Source organism: Rickettsia endosymbiont of Thecocarcelia acutangulata (assembly GCF_964263195.1).
GTDB classification, from domain to species: Bacteria; Pseudomonadota; Alphaproteobacteria; order Rickettsiales; family Rickettsiaceae; genus Rickettsia; species Rickettsia felis.
The window spans coordinates 1,107,814-1,122,665 of record NZ_OZ181652.1 but is presented as its reverse complement, the minus strand read 5'-3'; the positions used below and the strand labels follow the sequence as shown (position 1 = coordinate 1,122,665).

Genomic DNA, 14,852 nt, shown 5'->3' with positions numbered 1-14,852 from the left:
CTACTACTCTTCATCTATCCTACTATATAACTTATGCATACAACATATAGAGCAAAAAATTCTCTTATAAACGGCTTTTTGAATTCAATTGCACATTATGGTCTAATATTGTGTTTTCTAATGATTACTTCTTGTACTACAAGATATGAAATTATTCCCCCACCTACTGCAGAAGGTAGAAAATGTGCTAATAAATGTTTATTAGAAAAAGAAAGATGTATGCAAAGTTGTGATATGTATAATACGCAATGTAATTTACTTAATCAACTCTAAATGCTCAAAATAACTATTTAATCTCACAACAAGCTGCCAAAAGCAATAAAGATAACAAATATATGCCGCACTTTAGTAGCCATCAAAATAATCTTTGCAATAATTCTAGTTGTAGTTGCATTGAAAACTATCATATCTGTCACAAGAACTGCGGCGGAGAGGTTATAGTGATAAAATAAGGTATCTTAGCCAATTGCAAAGAGTAGAAGTATCTTCTTCAAACTTCTATTTATAAGAGTTATACAAAAAGGTCTAATGCAGTATTAGCTTTCTTTATGATAATAAGAAAAAGTTAAGCTAAAGTTCTAGTTCTTTATATTCAACGGTAACTACTTCGTATGATTTAGATCCTTTCGGTGTTGTAACTTCTACAAAATCACCTACCGATTTTCCAATCAAAGCTTTTGCTATAGGAGAAGCGATTGAAACTCTTTTTCTAGTTATATCGGCTTCATATTCTCCTACAATAATATATGTTACTTCTTCTTCAGTATCGTCGTCGATTAAAGTAACCGTAGCTCCAAATTTTATGTTATCCCCCGATAATTTACCAATATCAATAATTTCCGCTCTTGCCGTCATATCTTCAAGCTCTTTAATACGTCCTTCTATAAATGCTTGTTTCTCACGTGCCGCTTCATATTCCGCATTCTCGGATAAATCGCCGTGTTCTCGTGCTTCGGCTATATCTTCACTAATTTTTTTACGCTCTACATGTTTTAAATGTTTAAGCTCGTGTTCTAATTTTTCAAAACCTTTAGCGGTGATAGGAAATTTTGTATTCATAATTATATTGTATAGATTTAGTAATTTTAGTATACTATTTTCAATAATATAGATTCCAGCAAGTATATTTGTAATAGTTAAATTTGTCAAATAAGCCTTTTTAATTATTTTTCACATATCTAAAAACATATTAATGATTCTATGGAAATTAAAGATTTTGACTTTGAGAAAAAGCGTAAAATTTTCCACCTATCGGCTATAATATTTCCGCTGCTTTATTTATTTATTCCAAGAACCGCTATTACGTTATTATTATTTATAATAACGGCTATTACATTATATTTAGATGTATCACGTCATAATAATGCAAAAATTAGCGAATTTGTAACTAAATTTTTTTCAAAAGTTATAAGGCCCCTAGAAAATAACGGTTCTTTTGCTCTAAGCGGCATTAGCTTTATGATGCTCGGTTTTTTCTTAACTGCTCTTCTTTTCCCTAAAAATTTAGTGATTTGTTCGTGGTTGATTTTAATTATTTCAGATTGTTTAGCGGCTCTTGTCGGCGTTAAAATAGGAAATAGCTTAGGTAACGGTAAATCTATAGCAGGTTCTGTTACTTTCTTAGCTTCTGCAATTTTTATAAGTATATTAGTGTGTTTCTATTTAGGGTACAATACGAGTTTTATTATTATCATTATGAGTTGTATAGGGGCTACGGCAACTGAATTTTATTCAAAAGATTTAAGAATTAACGATAATTTATCTATACCGCTTTCTTATTGTTTATCTACAGCTATTCTTTCTTACATATTGTAATATAATGAGAGTTGCACCGGAATTTTATGAGTTATTAAGAAACCGTATTAACATATCCGATGTAGTACGGCAAAAAGTAGCTTTAACTAAAAAATCCGGTAACTATGTAGGTTTATGTCCTTTCCATCAAGAAAAGACCCCATCTTTTACAGTTAGTGATAGTAAGAGATTTTTCTATTGTTTTGGTTGTAAAGCAGCCGGTGACGTTATAAAATTTACTTCTAATATTAGCGGTTTATCCTATAATGAGTCTGCTATAAAGCTTGCAACCGATTATGGTATAGAGATACCGAAATTAACTGCGAAACAGAAAGAATTTTATGAAGAATCCGATGAAATTCTAAATATTTTAGAACTCGCCAATAAATTTTTCAGGACACAATTAACGCCTGAAATATTAAATTATCTACACGAAAGGGGGATTACCGAAGAAACAGTAAAAGAGTTTTCAATAGGCTTCGCTCCGAAGAATAATAAATTTGAAAAGTTTTTTCACGATAAAAATATAGATATTATAAAACTCGGCAAAGCCGGCTTAATAGGCAAACGAGAAAATGGCGAAATATATAATTTATTTTCTAACCGTATTACTATTCCAATTAGAAATATTTACAATAAAATTGTAGGCTTTGGCGGTAGGGTACTAGGGGAGGGGCTGCCTAAATACTTGAATTCACCTGAAACTACAGTATTTCAAAAAAGTGAAACTCTATACGGTGAGCATAAAGCGATAAGCAGTAGCTATAAAAAAAATCACTCGATTCTAGTAGAAGGTTATTTTGACGTTATAGCACTACATCAAGCAGGCTTTAGCGAAGCGGTTGCGAGCCTTGGTACTAGCGTTACTGAAAATCATTTACATAAATTATGGCGTGCCGGCGATGAAATTATATTATGTCTTGACGGAGATAATGCAGGTATAAAAGCTAGCATAAGAACTATTAACTTAGCATTACCGCTTATTAATAGTGAAAAGAAAATTTCTTTTATTAGGTTACCAAACGGACTTGATCCCGACGATGCAGTAAATAAAAACGGTGCTGATTTTTTTGCAAAGCTTATAGATAAAAGAATAAGCCTATCAGAAATGATTTGGTATATTGAGTATAGTGGCAAGAGTTTTAAAACTGCGGAAGAAAAAGCTAATTTAGAGAAAAATTTAAAAGATTACTGCAGTAAAATATCGGATAGTAATTTAAAAGCAAGTTATTACAGGTTTTTTAAAGATCAAATATGGCAAAATTTAGTCACAAAGCAGAAGAAAGCTACAACTAAAAACTCAAATTTGGCTCCTATAATTTCAAGTCACGGCTATTCAGAGCTTGAAATGCTAGAACACGCTTTTTGTGCTTTGTTGATTAAATTTCCTATAATACTTGAAGAAAAAGATATTAGAGATTTCATCTTAAATTTAAATTTTAATAATAAATCGCTTGAAGAATTCCGTAATTGGTATTTAAACGAGATTATAGATAATAACGTAGAAGCAAGTGAAATTACTGCAATTGTGGAAAAAACTAGCTTTTTTGATATTTTTTTATTATTATCAAAAACGGATAATTTGTTTTTAGATATCTCATTTAATAAAAATAATATCAGACTGGATTTATTATGGCAGTGGCTACATAAGAAATATTATCTAATAAATTTACAACAAGAATACTCTATTACCATAAACAGTACAGACAATCACGACTTTGAAAAAGTTTTATTATATAAAAAAGAAATTCTGAAGATTGCAAATGAACTTCAAGTTTTAAACGAATCTTTTATTAATCACACGATAACTTAATTATTTCAAACTTCTTTTAAAAGAAAAAAGCATATAGGTATTTAATGAGCAATAGCAATATAGACAATGATCTAGATAAAATAGATAGTTTACTTAAAAAAGCTAAATCTAAAAAGATACCAGTCACTTATGATGATATAAACAAAGCTCTTCCTCTTAATAAAAATCCTTCAATAAGACAATTAGAGGAAGCTATATTAAAATTTTCCGATGCAGGAGTAGATATTTTAGAATCTAACGAAGATGATGAAATTAAGCTTGATATCGGAATGGATGAAGAATTTAAGCTATCTACCAATGTTGATAATGAACCTGAGGATGAGGTAGAAGAAGAAAATATAGGTACTACCGATGATCCCGTAAGATTATATCTTAAGGATATGGGAGGCGTCGATCTTTTAACTCGTGAAAACGAAGTAGAAATAGCAAAAAGGATTGAGGAAGGACGTAAAACAATGACTGCTTCCTTATGCAGAAGCCCTATTGCTATGCGTTGTTTTATAGTATGGTATGAAGATTTAGTTAATGAAAAAATGTTACTACGTGATCTGATAGATTTAGAAGCTAACATGTTACATGACGAAGCACCCGAAAATGATGAAGAACATAGTAGTGAGACTGAAGGAGAAGAGCATGAGGATAATCACTTATCTATGTCTAGAGTAGAAACGCAGATATTACCTAATATCATAGAGCGTATGAAAAAGATTTCTTTTATCTGCGAAGAGCTACTCATTGAAGCTAAAAAATGTTATGAGAAATCTTTTGAGCCGAAAGTTTTACAAAATAGCAAAAAATATAATAATAATTTGGAATTATTGATAAATGAAGTTTCGGAAATACATTTTAATTCTAAAAGAACAAAAGAAATTTTAGGTAAGATGTATGGAATAAATCGTGATTTAATTAATAAAGAAACAGCCTTTTTAAAACTTGCTGAAAAATACGGAGTAACTCGCCAAAATTTCCTAGATGAATATATAGGATCGGTTATCAATGCAGCATGGAAAGAAAAAATGCTGAAAAATAAAAAAGTCGCTTGGAAAGAGTTAATTACTAAAGAATCGGATTATATAGATCAAATGATTGCCGAATTATCGCTTATAGAATCTAATACCGGGCTTTTAGTTAATGATTTTAAAAAACTAGTGAATACTATACAAAAAAGTGAGAGACAAACGCTACAAGCAAAAAAAGATATGATAGAAGCGAATTTACGTTTAGTTATATCTATCGCTAAAAAATACGCTAATAGGGGATTGCAGTTTTTGGATTTAATTCAAGAAGGTAATATAGGACTTATGAAAGCGGTGGATAAATTTGAATATCGCCGTGGCTATAAATTCTCTACCTATGCTACTTGGTGGATTAGACAAGCTATAACAAGAGCTATTGCAGATCAAGCAAGGACTATACGTATTCCTGTGCATATGATTGAAACAATTAATAAGATACTGCGTACTTCAAGACAAATGCTTAATGAACTTGGCTATGAACCGACGGCAACGGAAATTGCTAACCGTCTTTCAATGCCGCTTGATAAAGTGCGTAAAGTCATGAAAATAGCTAAAGAACCTATAAGTCTTGAAAATCCCGTAGGTGATGATAGTGACGGCGGTCAATTAGGCGATTTTATCGAAGATAAGAATGCAGTAGCACCGATTGATGCGGCAATTCAGTCAAACTTACGAGAAGTTACCACTAGAGTACTTGCAACCCTTACGCCACGTGAAGAAAGAGTGCTTAGAATGCGTTTCGGTATAGGTATGAATACTGACCATACATTAGAAGAAGTAGGGCAGCAATTTAAAGTAACTAGGGAACGTATAAGACAAATAGAATCCAAAGCTTTAAGAAAGTTACAACACCCTATTAGATCCAAAAAGCTTAATAGCTTTAGAAGCGGTGGAAAGCGTGGTGAAGGTAATCCATCAGATTTACTAGAAGCATGATATACTTATTTAATTTGCAAAATTGGCTACGTCGTCTTTGTAAGTCCTTGGATGCTCACGTATTTATTATACGCTCCGCTCCTCGGCTTACAGACTCCTTGCTCTTTTCCAAATTAAATTTCGTCTATCTACTTTCATTTATAGCAGTATACTCATTATAATTTACAAAATTGGCTGTGTTGTTGTATGTATATGTTATGTCATTCCCGCGTAGGCGGGAATCCAGCATAAAGCGAGATAAATCGAGCTTTTAATTTCAAAAATTTGCTGTATTTATACTTTTTTTCTGGATTCGTGCCTACGCGGGAATGACATCGAACGGATTTTTCGGTCCACGCGGGCAATGTCTCCTCGCAATGATGGCTTAGGTATCCTTTCCGCAGGAATGACAATAACAATCCCCTTATGTATCGATATAAGATTACCATTGAATATTTAGGCACGAATCTTGCAGGTTGGCAAAGGCAAGCAGGAGTAATATCGGTACAGCAGATATTAGAAGAAGCGATTTATAAATTTTCTGGTGAACAGGTAATATTGTTTGGGTCAGGAAGGACAGATGCCGCTGTTCATGCTATAGGTCAAGTAGCACATTTTGATCTTTCAAAACATTTAGAACCTCACAAAATTATTACGGCTATTAACTATTTTGCAAGACCGTATGCTGTAGGAGTATGGAATTGTGAATTAGCCTCCAATAGTTTTCATGCTAGATTTTCAGCTACCTCCCGTCATTATATATATAGAATTATTAATAGGCCTTATCCATCCGTAATTGATTTAAATAGAGCATGGTGGATTAGTTCACCTTTAGATATTCTAGCTATGCAAAAGGCTGCCGCTTATCTATTAGGCAAACATGATTTTACTTCCTTTAGGGCTAGCTCATGTCAATCAAAATCACCGATTAAAACTTTAACTGAACTTAATATTGTTAAAGAAGACGAAGAAATAAAATTATATCTTTCAGCCCCATCATTTTTGCATCATATGGTGCGTAATATTGTCGGTAGTTTAGTGCTTGTCGGTAAGAATGTTTGGCAGGCAGAACAAATTAAAGATGTTCTAGAAGCCAAAGATAGAAAAGCCGCCGGTCCTACTGCTCCCGCATCCGGACTTTATTTTGTGAAAACAGAGTATTAATAACTGTGAAAAATATCGCAGAATTATATTGATAAACAATACTGTGTCTAAGAGTCTATCAGTAAACAAATTTTAACCGGTAATTTAGTTCTTTTTTGCTGCAAATTATAAGATTTTTTTGAAATATGAATAACTATTCCTACAAAAATCTTATTAATTTTCGCTAAAAAAGCTCCTTAATTACTAATTAAAGTTTATTTACTGATAGCCTCTAATAATAGCAGATCATACTATTTATCTTTTTATTAAAATTTCATTTAAAAATTAATTATTCTTTACAGAAAATAGAATTTATTTTATAATGCACGCCAAATTTATAGGTTATTTATTATGAAAATTCTAAACCTTCCATTGTAAAACATTCTTCTTATATTAACTCTAACGATAATATAGTAATTACTATGTTATAGAAAGACGAAATAAATAAGTTTAGAACAATTAATCCTACTCTTAAAGCAAATACGATAGTTAAAAATCTTCCATATTTACAAAATGTAAATGCTGCAATAGAAACAATACTTTACCTTTTTAAATATTTAGATGAAGAAGCTGAGAGAATTGTAGAAAAGAAAATCGGCGTAATTGAAATGTTTTTTAATAATTATAAATATGACGAATTTAAAGGGCATGAATTATTAAAAAAGTATAACATACAGCAAAAAGGGAATGTATTATTTTATAACCTCAGTTCAAATGTTAAGAACAGTTATACCTTACAAAATAAATTTACTGTAAAATCTCTTGATCCTATAGAAAATATTTTCCTTAAAGTTCAAGCAATGAGTGAGGCGTTTTATTGTAGTATATTAAACAATCATACCGAAGCAGCAGAAACAATATTAAGCGATATATTCACTAGAGCAAATATATCTTTAACATTAATGCTTAATACAAAGAACTATGCAAAACATAAAGAATGTACGGAAACTTTGTTTTATTTGTTGAAGTTTATGAAAACAGATTTTCAGGTTAAATTTACTAAAGAGTTAGTATCTCACATAAAGTATTATTTTGATATAGTAAATCAGCTTTCTGAGATGTTAATAAATAACAATTATTATGATGAAGCATGTAAACTTTTGGAAGAAACGATTAATAATAATTCTACAGGTAATAATTTTAATAAAGAAGATAAAGGTTTTTGCCTTTACCGTTTAGCCCATATTTATGAGATAAACGGTAATGATAAACTAGCAGAGAAATACTATAAATACGCCTTATCTTTTTTGCCGAACAATGAAAATATAATGTTTAGTTTATGGGCTAATTATAAAATGACCGATAGACATGAAGAAGCAGCTAATATAATTCTACAAATGCCTTTAGGCAATGTTAAATATTTATTGGAAATGCTAAATAATTTATATGAGATTAATAAAGAAAAATTAAATCTTATTGATATTAATACGTTGCTTCTGCAATATTTGCCTATGTTAAATTGTTGTAAATATATTGCTAAATATAATAGTTTTTCTGATAAAGAAAGAAGTGTTTATAAAGAAGAATTAAAGCAGGAATTAAAAGAAATTTTTAAATTCTCAAGTGATAAACTTTTGATACTTTCAACTGCACTTTATACTAAACAAGTTGAAGTAGCTCATGATGTTTTAAAAACTATACCTAAAAAAGATATGCAAATATATAAAAATTTTGCAATCTTAAAAAGCTATCTTGATCCTGATTCTATATTGTACGATGAATCTGAATTCAAAGAAGAAGTGATAGTAGAAATTCTTAATACTGCAAGTACTTCTTTTATGGCAGAAGAAAAAACTACAGCTGTTCTTAAGAATATTGAGAAATCTTTAAAATACGATCCTCAAAACGAAGAAACTTTAGAAATCGATATAGCTGCTTCTTTATTAAATAATAATAAAGAAAAAGCAAGAGAATATGCAAATCAATTAACCGAAGAAAAACAGCAAGAAATTTCTGCAAATTACTCTACAGATAACAAGGCAGAAAATATAGAAGAGCTTATTAAAGAATATGATGCAAAAGAAATACATGCTCATTATCAACGGGTAAAACAACAAAAACTTTTTGAAATTAGTCAAAAAATTACTAATAATCAAATTATTAGCAGTTGGAATGTTAATAAACAGATTATTAAAAAAGATGATGCTTATTCTGTAGGTAAATATAAGGGGCTTAATTGTTTTGCAAAAATTGCGAGAGAAGTTGAAAAAAACTAGATAAGAACCTCATTGATTCTTTTACTCGTGCTATAGAAAAAGGTATTACATATTGTAAAACAAGTGTCAATGGAGTTAAATTTTTACAAAATAAAGCAGTAGAAGTTAAAATTGACGGCGAAATGCGTTTATTTACCAACATTTTTTATAAAAATTCTCAAGAAGAACTATTGCTAAATTTTGATCATTACGGCAATCATAATGAGGTGGAAAATTTTGCTAATAACCATAAATTAGTAGAAGCACTTGGGGATTTAACGGTATTATAATATATAGTTGCGTGGATACCTATGTCATTCCTGCGAGGCATTGTTTGCGTGTATACCACCCCGTCATTGAGAGCAGTCGTAGACTGCGTGAATCAATTTCACCTCTGTGTCATCCCGTGGCTTGACCACGGGATCCATAACAAAATAAAAAAAGACTGAATCCTGCGATCAAATCCATAGTACCGGACAATTTTTAAAAAGTCCTAGATGTCATTCCCGCGTAGGCGGGAATCCAGCATAAATCGAGCTTTTAATTTCAAAAATTTGCTGTATTTATACTTTTTTCTGGATTCCCGCCTATGCGGGAATGACATAAAACGAGTCATGCAACAACGCCTACAACTGCTCGCAACCACGTCCTAAACTAGCACACTATGATACTGTTAATAAACCATGTAATTTTTCATGGATGTTAGTTAACTTACCTATATCATTTCCTCCGGCTTGAGTAAGGCTTGCTTGTCCACCTCCGCCGCTGCCTCCCAAGAATAAAGAGAGTTCTTTTGCAATTATACCCGCATTATATTTGTCTGTTATAGCTTTACTCACCGCAACCGTAATAGATAATTTATCGTTATTACCCGTAATATATACTACTATTAAATCTTCTACTTTTTTCGTTAAATTTTCTGCAGCCTGACGCAATACTTTATTGTCTAAATTCTCTATATATCGATAAATTAACTTAACTCCTTTTATATCCTCAGCTTGCTTTTCAATTTGCTCTATACTTAAATCTAAACTAGCTAAATAAGTTTTTTCTAACTCTTTCTCAAGTTCCTTATTACGCTCTAGAATATTGTTTACTTTGGTAATAAGCTCGTTTTTATTAGTCTTTAAACTGCTTTCTATCGATTTAAGTAAACTATCCTTTTCTCTCATTAATTTAATTACGAATTCACCGCAAACTGCTTCAATTCTGCGAACTCCTGCCGCTATAGCACTTTCGCTTGTGATCTTAAAACAACCGATATCACTGGTACGTCTGACATGCGTACCGCCGCATAATTCTAAAGAAGTCTCACCCATCTTAACTACTCTTACCTCAGAGTCGTATTTCTCGCCAAACAGTGCCATAGCTCCTTGTTTGACTGCATCTTCAGTTGTCATTAATGTAGTATCTACTTCATGATTATCTCTAATAATCTCATTTACCTTATCTTCGATTAAAGTGATTTCTTCATTAGTCACAGCTTTAGAATGGCTAATATCAAAACGTAAATAAGTCGGAGCGACTAAAGAACCTTTTTGTGTAACATGTTTACCAAGCACCTCATGTAGTACTGCATGTAATATATGCGTGGCCGAGTGATGAATTCTTAAATTCTGTCTATATTTGATATCTATACTAAAATTAGCATTTTCACCTATTTTAATCTGCCCCTTTTTCAAAATACATTTGTGGACTATAATAGAGCCTAAATATTTTAATGTATCTATTACTTCTATTTCAGAATCTTTTGAAAATATCGTCCCAATATCACCCATTTGACCGCCGGACTCACCGTAAAAAGGTGTTTGGTTGCTGATTAGCAGAAATTGCGTATCTATTTCTTTTATATCATTAACTAAATTATTATCTTTAATTAATGCGATTATTTTACATTCTGCTTCATTAAGAGTATGTCCTAAAAACTCAGTGCTGCCATGCTGCTCTTTAATATCAAACCATAGCTGATCGGTTTTGGACTCACCGGAGCCAAGCCAAGATTTTCTAGCACGTTCTTTTTGCATAAGCATTTGCTGCTCAAATCCTTTATGATCAACGGAAATATCACGATTTTTTAGAATATCTTCGGTTAAATCAAGAGGAAATCCGTAAGTATCATATAGTTTAAACGCTACTTCTCCTGATAATTCATTACCTTTTGTTAGCGTTTCTGTTTCTTCGGTAAGTAGCTTTAATCCACGTTCTAAAGTAGTTTTAAACCTAATTTCCTCTTGTTCTAAGATGCTGCTGATAAAGCTTTCTGCTCTCTTAAGTTCAGGATAAACATTTCCCATTAAATCAACAAGTTTTGGCAATAATTTATACATTAACGGCTCTTTTGACCCAAGCATATGAGCATGCCGCATGGCTCGCCTCATAATACGGCGAAGCACATATCCTCGTCCTTCATTTGAAGGGATAACACCGTCAGCTATTAAAAAGCTACTTGCTCGTAAGTGGTCGGCAATAACTCGGTAAGAAAATTTAGCTTCTCCCTCTATTTTCACTTTTACTATATTTTCGGTAAAATTAATTATTTCCTGAAATAAATCTATGTCATAATTATTGTTAACATGCTGTAATACTGCCGTCATACGCTCAAGGCCCATACCGGTATCGATAGATTTTTGCGGTAACTCTATTCTAGTATCTTTATCGATTTGTTCATATTGCATAAATACCATATTCCAAATCTCGATAAATCTGTCACCGTCTTCGTCCTTAGTGCCAGGTAGCCCACCGTATATTTGTTCTCCGTGGTCATAAAAAATTTCAGAGCAAGGACCGCAAGGACCCGTATCGCCCATAGACCAAAAATTATCATTTGTTTTGATTCTTATCATGCGATCATCCCTAAATCCTGCTATTTTTTTCCAGTAAGAAGCTGCTTCGTCGTCGGTATGATAGACTGTTACATATAGCTTGTCTTTTGGGAGTTCAAATTCTTTAGTCAATAAATTCCAAGCGTAATATATGGCTTGTTCTTTAAAATAGTCACCGAATGAAAAATTACCTAGCATTTCAAAAAATGTATGATGTCTTGCTGTATAACCCACATTCTCAAGGTCGTTATGTTTCCCGCCAGCTCTAAGAGATTTTTGACTAGTTACCGCTTTGTTATAAGGTCTTTTTTCTTGTCCGGTAAAAACATTTTTAAATTGTACCATTCCGGAATTAACAAACATTAAGCTAGGGTCATTGTGTGGAATTAACGAGCTAGCCGGTACATGTGTATGATTATTTGCTTTAAAGTAAGTTATAAATTTACTTCTAACTTCTTCAGTGGTAAATTTAGTCATGGTAAGATATATTATTTAAATATTATGTCATTTTCGCTAGGTGTTGCCCGTGTGGATACCCAAACCGTCATTGCGAGGAGGTCTTGTTGCGTGGATCAATTTCACCTTTGTCATACCGTGGCTTGACCACGGGCTCCAGTTAAAAATACTAAAATATTAGTATTTTTTATTGTTTTTATGGGCCCCGTGGTCAAGCCATGGGGTGACACACAGTAGGTTTTACCGGTCCACGCAACAATGTCTTCTCTCAATGATGGCTCGGGTATCCACGCAGAAATAACGTCCAGTATAGTAAAATACACTGAATTATGATTAAAATAAATTTATTTATGAAAAATATTTTTGATTCGATCAAATTGCGTTTTGTTAATTTTGTTACAAAATTAACAATATTTTCTTTCAAAAGAAAAAAGTTCGTGGTGTTACTAGGTAATAAAGGTGTATTTCTTAGTATTTTTCTTGATAATAAATTATTAGATAAATTATTTATCCCTACTCAGGAACAGATAGACTTAAACCCTTATAAAAACTTTTTTAGTAAATTTCCAAAAAGCGATATTTATTTTTTACTTGACGGTAGTGAATGTAAGGCACGGCACGATCAAATACCTATATTACAGTCAATAGTTAAAATTGATCCTATTGAACAATTTATCGAAGGTTATTTTAATAAAGAAGACATTATAGCACATTGTGTTTACGAAATTACTACTACACCAAGTGAAATTTGGTCGACTTTAATTATGTCGTGTCCATTTGAAACACCTTTAAGTGATATAATTTCATGTATTATAGATAAAAGATCGCTTGATTTAAAAGGAATTTACTTTTTAACGTTAGAGCTAAAAGTTATTATAAATAAAATAGTTCAGAATATAGAAAATGATAAATATAATGATTATTTCCAAATTTGTGTATATGTCTCACAAGCTAGCGGTATAAAATTTATTATCAAACATAAAAATAATATAATAACAATTAGAAATCTTGAGTATCCATTCGGTAAAACAACCGGCTATGTTCAAGGTATTATAGAACAAGAAATTAATGATTACTTTATATTATTTAAAAACTATATAAGTAATCTTGACCAAAGAGCCTGTATAATTCTTATAGTAGATGAAGAATTAAAATCTTTATTAGAATCAACAAATTTTGAAGATCGCCCTGTAATCTTTATACCGGTTGATAATATACTAAACAAGCAAACTCTAGAAAAAGAAAGATTTATAGATACGAATATTAGTAGGATGTTTCTAGAATATAAGAGTTTTCCTGCTTATAATAATAATTTAAAATCAATAAAAAAACTAGTTACTATAAAGGATCTGACATTTAAATTATATAGTGCATTACTTATAATATTAATATTAGTGGTCGGTATTATCAAATATAATACAAAACAGAATTACAAAGACATAAACTCTATTAATGAAAAATATTATGCAACAAATCAAGAATATGATAGTATCAAATATAAATATCCTTATATTAAAAATACTACTAGCCTAGCTGATTTATATGTAATAGAAAAATTACTAGAAGCACCGGTACCGCTACCGTTTGATTTACTTAACAGACTTATAATTACTTTAAATCCGGCTTTTAAATTAGAAGAAATTAAATGGGAATTAACAAATATAGATAATATTTTGTTAGTTTCTAAGAGACAATTAATAATCAAATTAATACTTAAATATCATACTAATAATCTATCGGTAGATGAATCTCTAAAGATGTTAGATGATCATATGCAAAACGTAAAAAATAAATTATCTAATTTGCAGATAGATTATGTTATATATAAGGATAAAATACTTGATATATTCGGTAAGGTAGTAATTCCTTTATCGGTTAATATAGTTGACGATAAGACTTGATTAAACTAAAAACGTCATTGCGAGCGATCTTTGATCACGTGGCAATCTCGTGAAATAATAACAAGTTCCTGAGATTGCTTCGTCGAATTACTATGTAATTCTTCTCGCAATGACGAAAAACCAAAGCCTAATAACCCAAGGTAAAGATAATGTTCGAAAAATATATTATGTATTTAAAGAATCTTATATTCTTTCAATTTATTATATATTTCTTCTTTATTTCCTTAACTATTTGGATAATAAAAAATTTCCAGCAAGAATACAGTAAATCTATTCTTGATAAACAAGTTTCACAAGAAAATCTAACAGAGGAAGTTTTAAAGCTTTATTCTGTCATTAACTCTAAAGAAGAAATATTAGAATCTTACAAAAAATATGTAGATTTAAGCGTTCCAAGTAATGTGAGTTGCTTAAATTATCAAGAACTAATTCCTAAAATAAAAAGCTTAAGCAATAAATATGATTTAGTAGAACCTATAGACGTATCTATAAATTCAGTATTTTTTAAAAATAATGTTCAGGCGATTGAAGGAGGAGAAGGTGAATCGATTCATGTAAATAATTATAGCATAAATATAAAATATGCCTGTGCAGATTTTTTGACTTTTTTAAAAATATTCTCTGAAATTTATTCTTATATGCCTCCTAATACTCTTATATCTTTTGTACGAGTGCGTAATGAAGAAGTGTTAACGCCTAAGAATATATATAAACTTTCAGTGAATCATGCTCCTAATCTTATTTATGCTAAATTGATATTATATATCAGAGAATTAGCCTCAAAATAAATTACTAAA

Annotated in this window: 12 protein-coding genes and 1 pseudogene; 10 read left to right on the top strand and 3 right to left on the bottom strand. The window is 31.0% G+C overall.

Annotated elements, in window-relative coordinates:
- Positions 1-33: 33 nt before the first annotated feature.
- Positions 34-273 carry an Aq_678 family protein gene (locus tag ACE38Q_RS06075; RefSeq protein ID WP_500190496.1) on the top strand — a complete coding sequence of 80 codons (240 nt, stop codon included), beginning with the start codon at positions 34-36 and terminating at the stop codon, positions 271-273.
- A 20-nt stretch (positions 274-293) separates the two neighbouring features.
- The gene (locus tag ACE38Q_RS06070; protein WP_500191349.1) at positions 294-452 is read left to right on the top strand and encodes an Aq_678 family protein; all 159 of its coding nucleotides are present in this window, start codon (positions 294-296) and stop codon (positions 450-452) included.
- 118 nt (positions 453-570) lie between these two features.
- Here the strand turns inward: ACE38Q_RS06070 and greA are convergent, their stop codons facing one another.
- Positions 571-1,059, bottom strand: coding sequence for a transcription elongation factor GreA (greA, locus tag ACE38Q_RS06065; protein ID WP_037213737.1), 489 nt, complete (start codon positions 1,057-1,059; stop codon positions 571-573).
- A gap of 141 nt (positions 1,060-1,200) precedes the next feature.
- On the opposite strand from greA, the gene ACE38Q_RS06060 reads away from it, so the two are divergent.
- The 3 genes from ACE38Q_RS06060 to rpoD are packed head-to-tail and all read left to right on the top strand — an operon-like array spanning position 1,201 to position 5,559.
- A complete protein-coding gene (locus tag ACE38Q_RS06060; protein ID WP_500190494.1) occupies positions 1,201-1,815 on the top strand; it encodes a diacylglycerol/polyprenol kinase family protein in 615 nt (204 codons plus the stop codon).
- A gap of 4 nt (positions 1,816-1,819) precedes the next feature.
- Positions 1,820-3,607 (top strand): DNA primase, encoded by a 1,788-nt coding sequence (gene dnaG, locus ACE38Q_RS06055; RefSeq protein ID WP_500190492.1) that lies wholly within the window; start codon positions 1,820-1,822, stop codon positions 3,605-3,607.
- A 44-nt stretch (positions 3,608-3,651) separates the two neighbouring features.
- Positions 3,652-5,559 carry an RNA polymerase sigma factor RpoD gene (gene rpoD, locus ACE38Q_RS06050; protein WP_500190490.1) on the top strand — a complete coding sequence of 636 codons (1,908 nt, stop codon included), beginning with the start codon at positions 3,652-3,654 and terminating at the stop codon, positions 5,557-5,559.
- Between the two features lie 9 nt (positions 5,560-5,568).
- On the opposite strand, the pseudogene ACE38Q_RS06045 reads toward rpoD, so the two are convergent.
- Positions 5,569-5,671, bottom strand: a pseudogene (locus tag ACE38Q_RS06045) (palindromic element RPE5 domain-containing protein).
- 293 nt (positions 5,672-5,964) lie between these two features.
- Here ACE38Q_RS06045 and truA point away from each other — a divergent pair.
- The 3 genes from truA (at position 5,965) to ACE38Q_RS06030 (ending at position 9,166) form a co-directional block, all read left to right on the top strand.
- Positions 5,965-6,702 (top strand): tRNA pseudouridine(38-40) synthase TruA, encoded by a 738-nt coding sequence (gene truA, locus ACE38Q_RS06040; RefSeq protein ID WP_500190488.1) that lies wholly within the window; start codon positions 5,965-5,967, stop codon positions 6,700-6,702.
- Positions 6,703-7,289: 587 nt separating this feature from the next.
- Positions 7,290-8,897, top strand: coding sequence for a tetratricopeptide repeat protein (locus tag ACE38Q_RS06035; protein ID WP_500190487.1), 1,608 nt, complete (start codon positions 7,290-7,292; stop codon positions 8,895-8,897).
- A gap of 122 nt (positions 8,898-9,019) precedes the next feature.
- Positions 9,020-9,166, top strand: coding sequence for a hypothetical protein (locus ACE38Q_RS06030; protein WP_199402775.1), 147 nt, complete (start codon positions 9,020-9,022; stop codon positions 9,164-9,166).
- A gap of 372 nt (positions 9,167-9,538) precedes the next feature.
- On the opposite strand, the gene alaS is transcribed toward ACE38Q_RS06030, so the two are convergent.
- Positions 9,539-12,175, bottom strand: coding sequence for an alanine--tRNA ligase (alaS, locus tag ACE38Q_RS06025; protein ID WP_500190486.1), 2,637 nt, complete (start codon positions 12,173-12,175; stop codon positions 9,539-9,541).
- A 308-nt stretch (positions 12,176-12,483) separates the two neighbouring features.
- Between alaS and ACE38Q_RS06020 the strand changes: the two genes are divergently transcribed.
- Both ACE38Q_RS06020 and ACE38Q_RS06015 read left to right on the top strand, forming a co-directional pair.
- Positions 12,484-14,055, top strand: coding sequence for a hypothetical protein (locus ACE38Q_RS06020; RefSeq protein ID WP_500190485.1), 1,572 nt, complete (start codon positions 12,484-12,486; stop codon positions 14,053-14,055).
- A 149-nt stretch (positions 14,056-14,204) separates the two neighbouring features.
- Positions 14,205-14,843 (top strand): hypothetical protein, encoded by a 639-nt coding sequence (locus ACE38Q_RS06015; protein WP_485440787.1) that lies wholly within the window; start codon positions 14,205-14,207, stop codon positions 14,841-14,843.
- Positions 14,844-14,852: the final 9 nt, after the last annotated feature.

Bases quoted from the DNA above. Each gene is read 5' to 3' on its own strand.
- ACE38Q_RS06075 (WP_500190496.1), top strand. From the start codon at position 34: ATGCATACAACATATAGAGCAAAAAATTCTCTTATAAACGGCTTTTTG.
- greA (WP_037213737.1), bottom strand. From the start codon at position 1,059: ATGAATACAAAATTTCCTATCACCGCTAAAGGTTTTGAAAAATTAGAA.
- ACE38Q_RS06060 (WP_500190494.1), top strand. From the start codon at position 1,201: ATGGAAATTAAAGATTTTGACTTTGAGAAAAAGCGTAAAATTTTCCAC.
- dnaG (WP_500190492.1), top strand. From the start codon at position 1,820: ATGAGAGTTGCACCGGAATTTTATGAGTTATTAAGAAACCGTATTAAC.
- rpoD (WP_500190490.1), top strand. From the start codon at position 3,652: ATGAGCAATAGCAATATAGACAATGATCTAGATAAAATAGATAGTTTA.
- truA (WP_500190488.1), top strand. From the start codon at position 5,965: ATGTATCGATATAAGATTACCATTGAATATTTAGGCACGAATCTTGCA.
- ACE38Q_RS06035 (WP_500190487.1), top strand. From the start codon at position 7,290: ATGTTTTTTAATAATTATAAATATGACGAATTTAAAGGGCATGAATTA.
- ACE38Q_RS06030 (WP_199402775.1), top strand. From the start codon at position 9,020: ATGCGTTTATTTACCAACATTTTTTATAAAAATTCTCAAGAAGAACTA.
- alaS (WP_500190486.1), bottom strand. From the start codon at position 12,175: ATGACTAAATTTACCACTGAAGAAGTTAGAAGTAAATTTATAACTTAC.
- ACE38Q_RS06020 (WP_500190485.1), top strand. From the start codon at position 12,484: ATGATTAAAATAAATTTATTTATGAAAAATATTTTTGATTCGATCAAA.
- ACE38Q_RS06015 (WP_485440787.1), top strand. From the start codon at position 14,205: ATGTTCGAAAAATATATTATGTATTTAAAGAATCTTATATTCTTTCAA.